General features: G+C 52.8%; 20 protein-coding genes and 1 tRNA gene. 1 reads left to right on the top strand and 20 read right to left on the bottom strand.

Annotated features, from left to right (window positions below):
• Window positions 1–13: 13 nt before the first annotated feature.
• The 6 genes from OU994_RS30635 to OU994_RS30660 all read right to left on the bottom strand — a co-directional run bounded on the left by OU994_RS30635 (window position 14) and on the right by OU994_RS30660 (window position 3,328).
• Entirely contained in the window at window positions 14–337 is a 324-nt protein-coding gene (locus OU994_RS30635; protein ID WP_281608968.1) for a hypothetical protein, read from the bottom strand.
• 80 nt (window positions 338–417) lie between these two features.
• A tRNA-Gly gene (locus tag OU994_RS30640) sits at window positions 418–491 on the bottom strand.
• Window positions 492–636: 145 nt separating this feature from the next.
• On the bottom strand, window positions 637–1,095 hold the full coding sequence (locus tag OU994_RS30645) for an SMI1/KNR4 family protein (protein WP_281608969.1): 459 nt from the start codon (window positions 1,093–1,095) through the stop codon (window positions 637–639).
• 134 nt (window positions 1,096–1,229) lie between these two features.
• Entirely contained in the window at window positions 1,230–1,826 is a 597-nt protein-coding gene (locus OU994_RS30650; RefSeq protein WP_281608970.1) for a hypothetical protein, read from the bottom strand.
• Window positions 1,827–2,013: 187 nt separating this feature from the next.
• Window positions 2,014–2,580 carry a DUF308 domain-containing protein gene (locus tag OU994_RS30655; protein WP_281608971.1) on the bottom strand — a complete coding sequence of 189 codons (567 nt, stop codon included), beginning with the start codon at window positions 2,578–2,580 and terminating at the stop codon, window positions 2,014–2,016.
• Window positions 2,581–2,743: 163 nt separating this feature from the next.
• The gene (locus tag OU994_RS30660) at window positions 2,744–3,328 is read right to left on the bottom strand and encodes a TetR/AcrR family transcriptional regulator (protein WP_281608972.1); all 585 of its coding nucleotides are present in this window, start codon (window positions 3,326–3,328) and stop codon (window positions 2,744–2,746) included.
• A gap of 305 nt (window positions 3,329–3,633) precedes the next feature.
• On the opposite strand from OU994_RS30660, the gene OU994_RS30665 reads away from it, so the two are divergent.
• A complete protein-coding gene (locus OU994_RS30665) occupies window positions 3,634–6,384 on the top strand; it encodes a TonB-dependent receptor (protein ID WP_281608973.1) in 2,751 nt (916 codons plus the stop codon).
• 414 nt (window positions 6,385–6,798) lie between these two features.
• Here the strand turns inward: OU994_RS30665 and OU994_RS30670 are convergent, their stop codons facing one another.
• The 14 genes from OU994_RS30670 to OU994_RS30735 all read right to left on the bottom strand — a co-directional run bounded on the left by OU994_RS30670 (window position 6,799) and on the right by OU994_RS30735 (window position 16,029).
• Window positions 6,799–7,299 carry a hypothetical protein gene (locus tag OU994_RS30670; protein WP_281608974.1) on the bottom strand — a complete coding sequence of 167 codons (501 nt, stop codon included), beginning with the start codon at window positions 7,297–7,299 and terminating at the stop codon, window positions 6,799–6,801.
• A 475-nt stretch (window positions 7,300–7,774) separates the two neighbouring features.
• A complete protein-coding gene (locus OU994_RS30675; RefSeq protein WP_281608975.1) occupies window positions 7,775–8,419 on the bottom strand; it encodes a hypothetical protein in 645 nt (214 codons plus the stop codon).
• Window positions 8,420–8,446: 27 nt separating this feature from the next.
• Entirely contained in the window at window positions 8,447–9,037 is a 591-nt protein-coding gene (locus OU994_RS30680; RefSeq protein WP_281608976.1) for an imm11 family protein, read from the bottom strand.
• Window positions 9,038–9,297: 260 nt separating this feature from the next.
• Window positions 9,298–9,633: a hypothetical protein gene (locus OU994_RS30685; RefSeq protein WP_281608977.1), complete on the bottom strand. Its 336-nt coding sequence runs from the start codon at window positions 9,631–9,633 to the stop codon at window positions 9,298–9,300.
• 464 nt (window positions 9,634–10,097) lie between these two features.
• Window positions 10,098–10,412 (bottom strand): hypothetical protein, encoded by a 315-nt coding sequence (locus OU994_RS30690; RefSeq protein ID WP_281608978.1) that lies wholly within the window; start codon window positions 10,410–10,412, stop codon window positions 10,098–10,100.
• Window positions 10,413–10,422: 10 nt separating this feature from the next.
• Window positions 10,423–10,635: an RHS repeat-associated core domain-containing protein gene (locus OU994_RS30695; protein ID WP_307731948.1), complete on the bottom strand. Its 213-nt coding sequence runs from the start codon at window positions 10,633–10,635 to the stop codon at window positions 10,423–10,425.
• Window positions 10,632–11,204, bottom strand: a complete 573-nt coding sequence (locus OU994_RS30700) for an imm11 family protein (RefSeq protein WP_281608979.1) — start codon at window positions 11,202–11,204, stop codon at window positions 10,632–10,634. The genes OU994_RS30695 and OU994_RS30700 overlap by 4 nt, the downstream gene beginning before the upstream one ends.
• Window positions 11,205–11,564: 360 nt before the next feature.
• Window positions 11,565–11,864, bottom strand: a complete 300-nt coding sequence (locus OU994_RS30705; protein ID WP_281608980.1) for a hypothetical protein — start codon at window positions 11,862–11,864, stop codon at window positions 11,565–11,567.
• 15 nt (window positions 11,865–11,879) lie between these two features.
• A complete protein-coding gene (locus tag OU994_RS30710; protein ID WP_281608981.1) occupies window positions 11,880–12,293 on the bottom strand; it encodes a hypothetical protein in 414 nt (137 codons plus the stop codon).
• 171 nt (window positions 12,294–12,464) lie between these two features.
• Complete coding sequence (locus tag OU994_RS30715) at window positions 12,465–12,692, bottom strand: hypothetical protein (protein WP_281608982.1); 228 nt, start codon at window positions 12,690–12,692, stop codon at window positions 12,465–12,467.
• An 84-nt stretch (window positions 12,693–12,776) separates the two neighbouring features.
• Window positions 12,777–13,289, bottom strand: coding sequence for a hypothetical protein (locus OU994_RS30720; protein WP_281608983.1), 513 nt, complete (start codon window positions 13,287–13,289; stop codon window positions 12,777–12,779).
• A gap of 208 nt (window positions 13,290–13,497) precedes the next feature.
• Complete coding sequence (locus OU994_RS30725; protein WP_281608984.1) at window positions 13,498–14,094, bottom strand: hypothetical protein; 597 nt, start codon at window positions 14,092–14,094, stop codon at window positions 13,498–13,500.
• A gap of 465 nt (window positions 14,095–14,559) precedes the next feature.
• Window positions 14,560–14,847, bottom strand: coding sequence for a hypothetical protein (locus tag OU994_RS30730; RefSeq protein ID WP_281608985.1), 288 nt, complete (start codon window positions 14,845–14,847; stop codon window positions 14,560–14,562).
• 642 nt (window positions 14,848–15,489) lie between these two features.
• Window positions 15,490–16,029, bottom strand: coding sequence for an SMI1/KNR4 family protein (locus tag OU994_RS30735; RefSeq protein WP_281608986.1), 540 nt, complete (start codon window positions 16,027–16,029; stop codon window positions 15,490–15,492).
• Window positions 16,030–16,043: the final 14 nt, after the last annotated feature.

Raw genomic sequence — 16,043 nt, forward strand, 5'->3', positions numbered from 1 at the left:
TTACGGGTGCTGGTCAGGCCCGGGGCGGGGCGCGCGGCTGGAAGGCGCGGACGATCTTGCTGCTGGCCGGCCGCGCGGACGGTTCTTCCAGCGAAAGATAGCCGCTGCCGGCTACCTTGAAGTGGTACGTCGGCACGCCGAACGCGTGCGCGAACTGGTCGGCCGAGAGGCATTGCGCGCACAGGTGATCCGTTGCCGCCGGCGGAGCGCCATCCTGGTCGCGCAACTGCTCGGTGGCGCTGCGCTGGACGTGCGTATAGCCGTGTGCCAGCGCCAGTTGCTGGGAAACCAGCAACAGCAGCGACAACAACAACTGGACGATGACGCGCGGGGACATGCGGCTGTTCGGGGAACTTTCGGTTGGCTGGGCCGCGGCTCGGGAATCCGGCCGGCAGCGTGGCTGCGAACATGGAGATCTGGAGCGGGTGAAGGGGATCGAACCCTCGTCTTAAGCTTGGGAAGCTCCTGCTCTACCATTGAGCTACACCCGCGTGCCGCACATTCTACGCGGGATTAACGGGCGCTGACAATATTGCAGGCTTAACGCAAGGCGCTGCCGGAGTGCGGCGCTCGCGGCATGCGGCGCCCTCGGATTTCCCCGCAAACGCTCCAGACCGGCAGATGGGGCGTGGCTCCTCAATCCGGGTCTTGACCTGGTGCATTGCACTCTTCGTCGAAATACCATGACAGGAAAGCGTTGAAGGACCTCCACCGAGCCGGAACCCTGCCCTTGACGAAATCGTCGTATTCGCAAAGATCGAAATCATGCACCGTCCCATCCTCTCGATCGAACAAATACATGCCTTCACTCTCATCCGATGTCAGGGCAAGAAATTTCTCCGGAAACCGATATCGATCTCGAACGTAATCCGTTTGGTCGGGAATAGCGGGAATCTGCGGGCCTTCAATGTCCAGCAATTCGGCCACAGCGCGGGGACTGATGAAGTTCCCCTGGTAAGTCAGATAGAACTCGCCGAATTCGGTGCTGGCATCCACGCCGAGGCGGCGCAGCATATGCAACGCCGATGGACGATCATTGCGCAGCACATCGCCTGTCTCTTTCGCCAGGAATGCTCTTACTCGTACCGGGATCATTTCCGACTCCTCGCCATTTTTCCGGGCTTTCTATCACTGGCGCAGTTCACGCATTTACCGGGGAGAAGATCGAACTGAGTATAGGCCGGGAGCAATGGGACCTGCGTGATACCGTGTGTACGTTTCAAAGAGTATCAGGTCACCTGGGAAAAAAATTTCCCCTCCACGTCTTTTGTATCAGGCAGATACAAGTAAGCGACTGCATCGGATAACCCGAAAATGTCGGCATGCCGGCTGGGAAAATCTGAGCTGCTCAGTTGTAGGATATAGTTGAAGCCATCGAGATCCATCTCTTCATTCTGCAGGAAAGTTGGCTTGCCTCCGATACGCGATCCGCAGTCCGCGTCATCCGTAACAGCCTCGCCTGTATCCATTCGATACGCCGCGATAGCATACGGCTGGCATATCTCCTGCCCGGCGGGGTGCTGAATCACCCTTGTCGTTCCTGAATCGATCACGGCAAGCTCTTCCGGGTGACCATGGTAGTTGATCTGATCCAGGAAGTAGTCGGCTTCCGAATAGTATGAGAAAACCGAAGTGAACATCCCTGACGAGAGCCGAACCCCGGTATGTTGTGCCAGGAAAGTGTTGGGAATCGAAGCGACCAGCATCAATAGCGTTCCATCCGGAGCAACGGGCCATTCTGCAACCCCGCCAATCAGTGCGCCGCCACCGATGCGCGCTTCGAAAGGGTCGGTCGATTCATTGGTGAAAAGCAGACGCTTTGTCATATCTCCACATCCAAGAGTATCTGTACTTCATGCAACTCAATCCGAAGTACGCACATTATTCACGTGCCGATGCGGCACGAACACGATAAATATCCATCTGGAGATTCACCTTCCAAACGCGAGGGAAAGTCATCTTTGTACTGGCCTCCCACAGTCTACCGTGTCCGCAAGGCCATCAGGCCCCGACTCAGCTACGTTTCCTACGCCATCCGTCGGCACTCAGCGACAGTGCCGACGCCAGGAAATAGAATGCGCCAAACCCCGCATAGCCTGCGAGGCTCACGATCGATGGCATCGTGGGCAACTGCGCCTGGTAGATGAAGAACGTACCGGCGAGCGCGGATTGCGCGCCGCTCACGGCCATGGCCCATTGTGCCCCATGGCTTTTCCAGCGCCGCACCGCCGTGCCGAACTGGAGCAGGCCGGACAGGATAGCCCAGGCACCGAACACGCCCAAGGCGCCGTGCATGTCGGGCCATGTGACGGCCAGCGCCAGCGCTACGGCAAAACTGACGACGACATTCAGCAACTGGGTACGGTTCGCAGCCAGCCCGCCGCTGCGCCTGCTGTCGATCAAGTTGGCAACAGCATCCCAGGCTGGATACGCGACCAGCAGCACCGCACTGGCTGCTGCCGAAGAGGGTGCAATCGCGAGGACCGCGATGATCCACGTGATCGAGAAGGCGGCGCGGATAAAGTAATAGCGCTTGAGCCAGCCTTCGTGCGCGGCAGGGTGGAATATGGTGTCATTCATGTTGCTGCTCCCATCGTTAAGAATCCGGTTATCTGCCTACTAGTTGGTAGGTAGATCGATCAAAAAAATCGGCAGCGCAGATCGGCAGCTCATGAGAACTGGCTGGGCATGCGGTGCCGGTTACTACTCCGTCTCGACGCAGCAAGCGGCCTATGCAGAGGGCCTATGACTCCGTCGAGTAGCGGGCCAGCTGGCTTTCCGCCACCGTGGCGAAGACGGCGACATCGCCGTAGGCCCGGGCGGAGAGCATCGCCCCATGAATGCTTGCCATGAGAACCTCCGCCTCGACTTGCGGGCCATTCACGGACCGGACGGTTCCCTCGCGCATCCCCTGCTCCAGCACCGATGCCATCCACCCCGACAGAAAGCGGAAATACGCGCGTACTTCCACCGCGATTTCCGCTGGCAGGACCGGCAACTCCCCGGCCAGCAGTGCGCAGATACAAAACGGCGCACTCAGGTCGCTGATGCACTGTTCCCAGTACCCCACATACGCGCGCAGCTGTCCCATGGCATCGGGAATGGCGTGACGTAGATTGCCGAGCCCTTCTTCGGTTGCCTGGCGGTGCTGCACGACGAGCGCCTTGACCAGGTCGGCCTTGTTCGGGAAATGGTGATGGATGCTGGCTTTTCGTATGCCGACCACATCTGCGATGTCCGCATAGCTGAAAGCGTTGTAGCCGCCTGCGACGATGAGGCCGCGCGCGCACGCCAGGATTTCTTCGGAAGTGTTCGACAATTTGGCCATGGACGAAGCCTACCTTCTGGTAGGTTGGCTGTCAACTGGCTGTTATCCGCGCAGCGGTGGCACCCGGATCCGAATGCGCCAACTACATTTATATATGTAGTCGCGGTACATCATGGCATTTCGGTGACTGTAGGGAAAATACAACTTCTGACGACAGCAGGGGTGATAAGCCGCGTTTACCGTTTACGACACGTGTATTTTTGATACAGTTTCGTCAACCTGTTTATCTAGTTTTAGTACAACCGGTCGAACCGCCAGTAGAGCGTGTCCAAAGCAGCACTTTTCAAAAACCATTGGAGACATCAATGCACGACCAAGTATCGTCCCGCAGTTCGCTTGCCTGCTTCCCGCTGCATCCCATTGCCACCGCCTGCGCAGTGCTCCTGTCGTTATCGAGTATCCCGGCAATGGCCCAGGATGCCGTTGCCGCAGCCGCCGCGCCAGCCACTACCACGAGCACCGGAGACGGCAGCATCGCCACGGTGAAGGTCTCGGGCATCCGCCGTGGCATCGAGGATGCCATCTCCGTGAAGAAAGACGCCACGTCCATCGTGGAATCGATTTCCGCCGAGGACATCGGCAAGCTACCCGACACGAGCATCGCGGAATCCATCGCGCGCCTGCCGGGCCTGGCCGCCCAGCGCGTGGCGGGACGGGCACAGGTGATCAGCGTGCGCGGCCTGTCGCCCGACTTCGCTACCACCCTGCTGAACGGCCGCGAGCAGGTGAGCACGGGCGACAACCGCAGCGTGGAGTTCGACCAGTACCCGTCGGAGCTGCTGAGCGCGGTCACCGTGCACAAGACGCCGGATGCCGGCCTGGTGGGCCAGGGCCTGTCCGGCACGATCGACATGCAGACCGTGCGGCCGCTGTCGTTCCCAGGGCGCACCATTTCGTTCAACGTGCGGGGCGAGAAAAACTCGCTGGGCAAGATCGCCGATGCGAAGGACCATGGCCACCGCGTCAGCGCCAGCTACATCGATCAATTCGCCAACCGCACCATCGGCGTGGCATTGGGCGTGGCGAACATGGAGTCGCCGATCCTGGACAATGAAACCGGCACCTACGAACCGTTCGACCAGACGCGCATTTCCGGCGTGCCGGCCGGCACCTACGTCACGGCCGGTGTCAAGGCGCTGGCGAAAAGCGGCCGCCTGACCCGCACCGGCGTGATCGGCGTGCTGGAATACCGCCCGAGCCGCATGTGGACCAGTACCCTCGATGTTTTCGCATCGAACTTCAAGCAGGTCGACACGAACAACCAGTTCGAAGTCAACCTGGGCGGCTTCAACGGCAACAACAACCCGATCGGCTTCAACTACGCGAGCACCAATATCGTCGACAACACGCTGATCGGCGGGACCGCCACGGGTGCCTATCCCCTGGTGCGCGGCCAGCATAATCACCGCGAAGACCGGATCCGCACCGCCGGCTGGGGCAACCGCTTCAATTTCGGTGACTGGTCGCTGGTCGTCGATGCCAACTATTCGCAGGCCAAGCGCGACGAGACCTACCTGGAGAACAACCTGCAATTGCAGACCGCGGATGGCGGCGCGTTCAACGATCCGCTGATGACGGTCGGCTGGCGCACCGGCCAGTTCGCACACCTGTCCGGCCAGCTCGACTACAGCAACCCGGCCATCCTGCATACAGGCAATTCGATCTATGGCTATGGCAAGACCTACTCGCCGCACCTGAAGGACCGGCTGGCGAGCCTGAAGGTAGCGGCCAACCTGCCGGCGCCGGCGGCAATTGAAAACTACCTTTCCGGCTTCGACGTCGGCGTCAACTACAGCGACCGCACCAAGACCAAGCGCCAGCCCGAAGGCCAGCTGTTCGCCAAGGGCACGCCGACGATTTCCAGCGACCTGCTGCACGCACCGGTCGACCTGGGATTTGCCGGCGCCGGCATCGTGCCATCCTGGAATGTGCCGGCGGTGATCGCCAAGTACTTCGACCCGATCAACTACAGCCTGGCAAACAATGCCGGCACGATCAGCCGGGCGTGGGACGTCACGGAGAAAATCACGACAGCCTTCGCCCGCGCCAATATCGACAGCGAGATCGGCGGCTATCCGGTGCGCGGCAATATCGGCGCGCAGATCATCCGCACCGACCAGTCGTCGGAATCGCTGTACGCCGATGCGGCAGGCGTGGCCCACCCGATCGAAAGCGGCAAGAAGTACACCGACGTGCTGCCGAGCATGAACCTGGCGATCAGCCTGGACGACAGCCAGACCCTGCGCTTCTCGCTGGCGAAGCAGATCGCCCGCCCGCGCGTGGACCAGCTCAATGCGGGCTTCAATTTCAGCGTTGCCAGCGGAACTCGCCTGCCGAATGGCAGTGGCGGCAACAGCAAGCTCGATCCATGGCGCGCCAAGGCATTCGACGTCTCGTATGAAAAGTATTTCGACAAGAAGGGCTATGTCGCGCTGGCCGGTTTCTACAAGAAACTGGACACCTACATCTACACCTTCTCGGAAACGCGCGATTTCTCGCAATTCACGCCGGGCACGAACGCCATTTCCAACTTCGGGCAGTACACCACGTCGTACAACGGCGATGGCGGCATCCTGAAAGGTGCCGAACTGACCGTGTCGGTGCCGCTGGAACTGCTGACGCCGGCGCTGGATGGCTTTGGCGTGCTGGCCAGCTCCTCCTGGACGGAAAGCGGCATCGACATCAAGGAAGTCAATTCCGCGATCGGCAAGATCCAGCTGCCGGGCCTGTCCCGCAATGTCTCGAACATCACGCTCTACTATGAAAAGGCGGGATTCTCGACGCGCGTCAGCGGCCGCCGCCGTTCCGATTATGTGGGCGAGATCGGCAATTTCGCCGGTGACCGCCAGCTGCGCTTCGTGCACGACGCCCCGACGGTGGACGCGCAGGTGGGCTACACCTTCAACGACGGCCGCTACAAGGGCCTGGGTCTGCTGTTGCAGGTGAATAACCTGAACAATGCCGCGTATGAAACCTATGCGAACCGCAAGGATCGCCAGCTGGAATATGCCAAGTATGGCCGCACCGTGCTGTTCGGTGTGAACTACAAGTTCTGACGGACACCCATCGTCCAAGGACGCCGGCGCGACAGTGCCGGTCTTGGTCCTGCGGGCTTGCTGCCTGCAGGGCCATTTTTTTTTGCGCTTGGGAGTGCTCTTCGCGATGGTTCACGCAAGGGAGATGCGGCAGCGCGATGTGGTTCTATACAGTTTTCGGTGGAATCGGCATCGGTGCCATGCGAGCCAGTGTCAGTTCTTGAACCTTGAAAGCGCCAGATCAGCTGGCTTTCGAAGCCATTGCAGACCAGGGCCAGCGCAGCGTAGCGACGTTGCCGTCATTCGCAGCTATCCAAGCATGGGCCGACGATGGATGCTGCCGTCGCAATGTTTCACGCTGGAGTACCGGCTTCAAATCAAAGCTGGGAAGGGGCAGGACTGCAACATGACGAGTGACCTTGGATTGATCGCGAGCTAGAAGTTCGAGAAAACGACCAGCTTTCCTTCAGGATACCGTCCATCCCATCCGCAAGGAAACCCGTCGTGCAGATATACATCCAGAATAGCCTTCCAGATATCGGGAAAATACTCATTGGAATAGCAGTTCAGTATTATTCTCATATCCCGGATCATCAGTTCATGCAGCAGGCAGGGTCCTTGTGTGAGTCTTATATCGGCACCGTTGAAGTTCTTTGCTTCGATGCCAAAGTACCTGTTCTTGTGCAGATTGTGGTCGATCCAGCTGCTCCAGTCAAAACTCTCCGGGAACACCGCTTCTGAATCTGTAACTGTCTCCCATTCGTCGAAATCATCAAATGAATCATCCGACGCATATTTAAACGCTGCTTTACCATCCTGAATAATTAATTTATTCGATCCATCTCCACAATATGGTTTCGTGAAGTAAGCATCTCTGTCCAAATATTCAATGAATGGCGCGGCTACTACAACCAGATCTTTCCAGTGTTTCCTCATGTACACCCCAAAAGTGCCACACAATCTAGTGCGATTTCGTTTGGCAAGTAAGCATCACGCAACACTTCGACCATCGCGCCGTCGTCCGCACTTACGCAGCAGCGCTTCGTCAAGCACGCATGGTCGTGCCGTCTCGATAGTGATGCCACCGCCATCACGCACGCCAGGCAAGACTGTGGCAACGGTCGCGGGACAGGTCGAGGAGGTTTCGGCATGGCGTTCACACCATCGTTACTCTGCGGCGGCAGTCCCGGCACTGAAGATAGATTACAGGTGCTGCCGTCTCGCCAGGTCAGCGTGAACTGCGTGTCATATCGCGGCGCGCGGATCACACCCTCGCCGCAGAGGGCGTGCTGCTCGCCGGGTGTCAGCGTCGCTTGCAAAGTGCGATGTTACTGGCTTCCTGATAGACCAGGCTCCTGCGCTGCGACAAAGGGAGCGTGCAAGCGGCCAACTCAACCGCGCGCCCAGTGGATTAACGGATGACGTTCGCCCAGTCCACTATTTTCCCTGCAAGATACTTATCTTCCGATTGCTTTTCCTTTTCGGAAGAAACTCTCGTATCTGCTTCAATCTCATCTTCTTCCGAATCGCTGAGTACCATTGCAAGCCCTCCCAAAGCGTTCAGATAGTCGTTTGCAGCCTCGTATCGGAACGACTCAAGCGCCTCTTCCAATATGTGCTGGACCGACAAAGAATGCCCTTCCTGCAGATACAATATCAGGCAAGACAAAGCGTAATAAACCCGGTTGACTAAAGATTCTTCAAACCCAGCATCTTGCTCATCGACTATCAATCGCTCTATTTTTCGATCGATTTCTGTCAGTGCAACCCTGTTTTTTTGCCCTCGTAACACGAGCCAAAGATCATCGACAAACAGCGAAATCTCAGCAGGCACGGTTAACTTTCTGGATTCCAGATTCAACAGAAGCCTGCCGATGCACTTGAGTGCCACATATAACTCTGTTTCTCTGAATATCATTGTTTTCTCGATGAGTAGGCAAGCAGTAGGCAGGCGGCATCTGCTTCTAAATCTGCTTGCGCATGGCAGTTCCGCGAAATAAGAAACAAGCGTCTCACACCAATCAAGGTTTTTCTGGTTAAAGCGACTCGCCATCATAAAAAATCTTTATGATATACGGTTTCTTTACTTAAGTAGGACGTCCTTTTCGTAACTTCCAACTCCGTTACGCAAGAACTCAACTCCCCTTATTCCCGCACTCTTGCAAGCTTGCATAAAGTCTTCCGAAACAACAATGGTTTGCGGATCCTCTTTGCATCTAACAATTTTGTGATCATTTAAACTATTATCAATGAATTCAAACCGAGTAAATTTAATGGGGCCATCGGGGCAACTCTTGAGAAGCGGCTTGTAGATCGACTTTTCCATATCGACGCATGAAACTAGGTTAGCAATATTCCCAATACAAAATCCATTCATTTTCTCACCATTTACATAAACAGATGCCTCTATAATCTGTACATCGCCAGCGGCCAAATTCCGCATCAAGTCAGCGAACTTGGCGCTTATAAAATCCCCGCCATCTGACATAAGAAAATCAAAACCGAGAAACCGGGCGATGCTGATTTTTTTATCCAAAGTAAATAGAGGCGGCCGCTTTGGTTGGTCGACAGCCTCCCCGGATTGGAATGATAGATAGCTCGGCGAGTTATCATGGTCGTATTTGAACCAGTAGCTATCCGGATAGTCATCACTAACCGACAAAACGTAGTACATCGCAATTCCCCTATGGAAACACGAAACCTGAGCTCATCAAGACATTATTCAGGATAATGTCAGGGCTTCAAGGTTCGTCGAGCTGGCCTGCAGCCGGCACCGGCAGGCGCAGCGCGCGGCCGCTGGCTCCGTGGCACGTTTCTGAGTGCAGGTAGATAGAACACTGGTATAGGGCATGGCACAGCGCGGCCCTAAATTCGCTGTGTAACGCGTCCAGTATCAGACGGGCACTCGACACTTGGTTGCCCCACATTTTAATCTTACCTCATATAAGTTATGTTAACTAACGAAAGGTCCTTCAAACAGTAAACATACGTGACGCCCATTCCATTCTTAAAAATTCCACGGTGCGCAACTTCAAAAGGAACCCCATCAATTAAATATTCTGGATCCGGCAAGAAAGAAATGGCGGCATATGATTCATCCTCATTAACTTCGACCAAAATTTCATAATCTTCCAAGGACCAATTGCCGCTCGATAATTTATTGAATTCATTAATAGCCAGCGGGAATATGGGAAGGAGCTTGGCTCTGAAAGAGAAGTCACCTGGATATCCTGATATTAAATGTTGCCATTTTTCTTTTTCAGAAGACATGGGATCCTCGCGTGACCGTGTGTTTTTGAAATGTCCACCAAGCGCTCATAAATAGGATTGATAGCACTTGCCGCCCAGCACGAACGTGTCGGCGCTGCCGTCGCGCCAGGTCAGCGTGAACTGCGTTTGGCTGTCGCGGCGCAGCATGAAGCCTCCGCTGCGGTGGTCGTGCTGCTGGCCTGGGCCAGCGCCGGCAGGCGCCGCGCGGCCGCTGGCTTCGCTGTAGACGGTGCCCTGCGCGCAAGCGAAAAGCGAACTGGTATAGGGCGTGGCCAGCGTGCGCCCAGCAGCCTCCAGTCCTTCGTTTCCGCCATCACCCTCAGCGCATCAGTAAGCTTGTTCAGCTTAGCTTCGCGCCCATGGTCGGCAGATAGGCATTGATCCTGAAAATTTACGTCTGGTTCGAGACGCTAGCATCATGAGAAAATCGGAAGGATGTTTCGAGATACCAATACGGAATAATTTCAAAATTCGATAAATGCGCCATTATCAATGTAGAAATTAAACGCATCAAATAGGTCAGTTACCGTGGGATCTTCAATTTGTGCCTCTGCATTAGAAACAATATCTTCGATTCCAGCTGCATCTAGCGTTTCCACCCACCCTTCTTTCTTAACAAAATCTGGTATATGATCCTCAGAATCGGGATCAGCATCCTTGTCTTCTTCCACAAGAACTCCTTCTGTATCCAAAGACCAAGGCTTCGGCGGCAAATAAAACCACCCACTGTATTCATTTTTCTGCAAAAGGATATCTCGAATTTTTACTCTTTCGCTCATATTATAACCCTCAGTTAGGTGGCACATCCATTGGAGCTTTTAAAACCGTCGCTTGCTTAGGTGTAAAGTAGACTGAACCGGTCCAGGAGCTTGGTGGATCTTGCGTGACATACCGGGCCGTGTCGGGATCGTAATACCTATGGCGATTACAGAAGAGCCTAGTTTCCGTATCCTCGTATTGGCCTTGAAACCTCAGTGGCTTCGCGTACTTGGCTCTCGCTATTCGTAATCCCTAACTCCATTACGCAAAAATGCAACGCCTTTTATCCCAGAACTTATGCACGCTTGCTTAAAATCTTCCGAGACAACAATGGTCAAAGGGCTTTCTTTAGACCGCATAATTTTGTGTGAACCTAAACTATTTTCAATGAATTCATATCTAGTAAATTTTTTCGGCCCTTCTGGATCGCTTTTGATAAGTGGCCTATAAGTTGATCTCTCCATATCAACACAAGCAACTAGATTCACAATATTCCCGATATAGTATTCAGCTATTTTTTTGCCATATATATATACATCAGCCTCAATAATCTGCACATCATCTCCGGCAATATTTAGCATTAAATTAGCGAACTTCGCACTTATAAAATAGCCTCCGTCTGACACCAAAAAATCAAAATCCATCAATCGGTCGACGCTGATTTTCTTATTTATCCTAAATACGGGCTGCGCGCTTAATTCCTCAACCATCATCCCTGATTGAAACGAGAGATAGCTTGGTGAATTATCATGATCGTACTCGAACCAATACCTCTCTGGATAATCATCATTAACCGATAAGACGTAATACATTTAAAGTCCTCCTATTGCAAAAAAGAACTGTAGCGTTTTGATTCTTTTTCAGTATGATCTCACGACGCGTCGATTGAGCCCGCTTTTCCGCTATTAGGTCTTCTATGGCGCTCTTGCACTGTGCTTTCCCCCACCGCTTTCTTAACCATTCATATCGATACTGAAGAGTTCCTCTACTATTTCTATACTGCATACAGGATACGACCTTCTATGTACGGTTCGGGTAGCATGATTTTTTTCATCGCAAGGTAGCCAAAATGATCTTTTTTCGGTCACGAATGGCTATGCGCGTCTCCATCGGAGGGACGTTTGCATTTCACCCAGGCGATGCGCTTAAAATGTTGCTTTCACCTAAAAAAATTATGTTAACTCAGCTATCAATTTTCTCACAGCGTCTTTTGCTTCTGACACATCTGCAGCTTCCCTTATAGCAACGGGATCACTCCAATTCCCATTTTTCACCGCTACAATATAGAATTTTCCCTTCGGTATGAAAGAAGGCCGCCAACCGATGTCGATCAAAACCCCATTTGGGAATCTAATCTGCAGCATATCTTCCTTTAGGAAATCGACATGATCTTTGGCTTTGAACGCGTCAGGCAAATGTGATATATCATCATATTCCACAATACCCTGCCCGATATTAATCCCCCAAAACATCTCGGCCTCTCTTTATCAAGCTACTGTATTACTGCTTACGAAAAGAAATCCATGAATAAGGCCTTGACTACATTCAATTTCGACGAAATTTGTTGCCTTTCCTCCACTGGCACCCACTACAGAAGGCAATGCAATTACTTTCCACGTGTTTTTTCCACGCGCCAGTAGGCGGTGTTCGTACCCCTGGGTACGCGACTGGCCAACGATATTGAACTGCTCGACAAGGTCGCAGCGCAGCGGCAGTGCGTCGAAGGAGCCGGAAGCCGCCCCGGCAGGCGGCAGCGCATCCACCTCGTAGCGATAGCGCACATGACACACGCGGGTGCCATCGGCAAGTACTTGGTCGACCTGGCCGATGCGCGGCGCGGCGGCCAGGTCCTGCTCGATCTCGACTGACAGGTAAGCGTCGCGCAGCGCTTCGATCATCATGCCATCGTCCGTGCGCACGCGCAGCTGCACTTCGCCGGGGCGTGCCTGGTGGTGCCGCTCGATGGTGATGCCGGTGCCATCGCGCTCGGCGCGCCGGTGAGGTGGAAACGCTGGGTGAGCGCCGATGCGCGGGGCTTCAGCATGGCGTTCACGCCTAGTAGCATGCGGCAACTAGTCGTCGCCGCGCAGCACGAACGTGTCGGTGCTGCCGTCGCGCCAGGTCAACGTGAAGTGCGTGTCGCTGTCGCGGCGTAGCACAAAACCTTCGGCGCGGTGGTCATGCTGCTGGCCCGGCGCCAGTGCCGGCAGGCGCAGCGCGCGGCCGCTGGCTTCGTGATAGACCGTGCCTTGCGGGCAGGTGGACAGCGAGCTGGTATAGGGCGTGGCCCAGCGCGCCACCGGCTAGCTCCAGCCTTTCGTTTCCGAACGCAGCAGAAATCTGCGAGCTTACAAATTCCTCCGGAGAATATCTATCCGTTAGTTCTAATCAATAGGATTATTCGAAAAAACAACCAATTTTCCGTCCGGATAGCGCCCATCCCACCCGCAGGGAAAGCCATTATTTAGATAAACGTTCAAAATATCCCTCCATATGTTCGGGAAAAAGTCATTCGAATAGCAGTTCAATATAATTTTTATGTCTCGACTCATTAATTCACGCAAGAGGCACACCCCGCCTTGTGCCCATTTACCATCGGCGTTGCAGAAATCCTTTGACTCAAAAGAAAAATAGTTGTTCTTCCTTAAATTGTGACTTACCCAACTGCTCCACTCAAAACTGTCTGGAAAAACCGCATCTGAATCCGTTACAGTTTCCCAACCATCAAAGTTATCGAACGATTCATCTGAAGCGTAGTTGAACGCAAGACTGGCGTCCTCAATAATTAACTTACCGGATCGATCACCAAAGTATGCGCTATCGAAATAACGATCGCGCTCTAGGAATTCAATGAAAGGAGCGGCACTTATGACTAGATCATTCCAGTGTTTTTTCATTTTGACCTGTTCGGCCAGGCGGCTCGCCGCGTCGTAGTGGTAGCGCGACGTGAATCCCGAGCATGCAATATAGGACGCCGCGAGCCCGTATAGTGCCGCGTCGCCTAAGCACTTCTCGATTATCCGCGGCATATTGAGCACAGTATCTGATAAATTTCGGCTATGGGGATTACACAAAACCGTTTCGCACGACTGCTTTTTAGCTGAATTACGTCGTTTGCGCGAAAAATAAACCATTTGGCGTTTCGCCGGGGCTCAAGTATAAATATGCGACAGCATCAGACAAGGCAAATATCCCAGTAAATTTCGAAGGAAAGTCTGCCCCCATTAGCTGCAAAACATATTCCATTTCACCTAAATCAAGCTCTTCATTCTGCAGAAATAGTGGCTCACCTCCCATACGCGACCCGCTGTCCACCTCATCAGGAACTGACACGCCCAAATCAATTCTATGCGGAGGAATAAAAGACGTTTGATGTATTTCCTGCCCAGGGGGATGCTGAATAACTTTCGTATAACCAGACCTTATCGTAGCTAGCTCATCGGCATCTCCGTGATAGGTAATTAGATCCAAGAAATAATCTTTTTCGGAATAGCATGAGAAGATTGATGTATAAAGATTTTCAGGAATCTCTATACCAGTATTTTTCTTAATGAAACTATTAGGAATGGACGCGACGAGCATTAGCGGAGCGCCGTCTGGGGAAACTGGCCAATCCTCGATACCGCCAATCAATGCACCGCCTCCGACGCGAGGATCATGCGGATCATTAGAAGGCTTTGATAAAATTATTCGCTTGCCCATGTTGATTCTCCTTATTCCGAAATGCAATCAGTCGGACACACTCTACAGTTCCCCTTTTTTCGCAAGAATTCTTCTGACTGCTTACGCAGCCTCCTTGCACGACTAGCAGGAACTCCAACTTTCCTCATCCCACCTTGGGTGATGTCGAGCTCACGCTTTGTGTCCGGATGGAATTCATTAGGCCCCAATCCTTGAGCTTGCCTAATTCTTAACTCGTGATGATGCGCGCCACCTACGCCACGTGAATCTCTCTGAGGACCTCTAGTATGGTGATCAAGGTCTAATGCTATTGAGGGATTATCGCCATCTCGACAACCCTTACTAGCTAGTCCTTTCTGAACTAAATATTCATGCCGAACTAATTCATGAGCTTGCAACCATTGGAATGGTACCGGAACCATATCCACACCAAGCGACGGTTTGGAAATTGGCAAAAAAAATGGTCTTACAGTCACCTATCGCTCTTTAACAAAGATCACGCATCTTATCAGTGACAATATCAAATTTCTTATAAAGATCTGAACGTGCCGGCTCAGAGTGACCATCTGCAGACGAGTAAAGCGCGGTAGACATGTCAAGCATAACCGCGACCAACTCCTTCGGCAGACTCTTATCGTCGTAAAATTCTTTTGCAAGACCGTCAATTGCCTTCACAACAGAATCGATTAATTCATCTTTGGGTATCCGGCCTTCACGCAATGTCATAAATAACCGTTCACTTAGGTCAAAAAATTCTTCTAATAAGGTGTTCATAATTCTTTCTATAGTATTCGAATTGCGCTTGGAGGCACACTTCCAACAATAAGGACTTCCTGAGACTTATTTGCCCACGCTCTCGACGTTTTACCCTGAGAGGCCCACATGGGCTTGATACGTCGGTAATCAGCACTAACCGATAAAACGTAATACATTGCAATTCCGCTATCGCAAACACGTACTGGCCAGATCAGCGTGAAGTGCGTGCGCGGTTGCGGTCGCGGCGCAGGATGAAGCCTTCACTGCGGTGGTCGTGCTGCTGGCCCGGCGCAGCGCGCGGCCGTAGGCTTCTTTGTAGATGGTGCTTTGTGGGCAAGTGGACAGCGAACTGGTATAGAGCGTGGCCAGTCGTGGGCATCCTTGTCGTTACCGCCACCTGCCTTGGCCGGCAGCTCGGCGGGCTGCGAGATCGAACCGGCTTGCCCTTTTCGGAAGATATTTGAACGCTCTCCGATCAGGCGCTTGCTGAGGGCAAAGTCCTCGACGGCGCTGGCCGCCATGTCCGGGAATTTATCTCTTGCATACTATTGAATGAATTCCATAGAAACTATGCATTTAATATGTGTAAAAAAACGGCATTTGGTCAGTTTCAGCAATGTAGTCGTCCTCGTCACTATCTTGCATCGAGACTTATTTCAGCTATTTAAGACCAAGTAAAAAATCATTAAAGCTATTTGCAATATACGTAATGTTCTCTAAATATGGTTGTTTTTCCCCATCAGCTTCTAGCTCATGATTCCAAAAGTATATATTCCCAAAATCGCCTCCGGCGCCAACCTTCATTATATAAAGATTTCCCGCCGGGTCATTGGCAACGGGGAGCATATCTTGAGGCATCCTATTTTTATATAAATCCAAGTTGTGATCAACAGTATATGCAACCACCGGATTAACAAGGGCAAAAAGGCTTTGAACAACTTTTTTCCCAAGCGATGGGATCTTTATTAGTGACCTGTCAGGAATTCCTCCGTTTTGCCTTAGCAGAAATTCCTTGTAATCCGAAGGCAGTGTGAAGCCAATTTTTTTCTCAAATTCACCTATGTTTTCCGCAGTTGGCAACTTCACATTAGCAGCTGCGAGCATTTGCTTTTTCTGCCTTTTATCATACTTCAATCCTAATCTTCCTAGTTGATCAAGCTTCTCCTGAGTCATACCAAACGATTCAAATTTGATTTCCATAATTTTCAATATTA

The sequence above is a fragment of the Pseudoduganella sp. SL102 genome, from assembly GCF_027856995.1.
Classification (GTDB): domain Bacteria; phylum Pseudomonadota; class Gammaproteobacteria; order Burkholderiales; family Burkholderiaceae_D; genus Rugamonas; species Rugamonas albidiflava.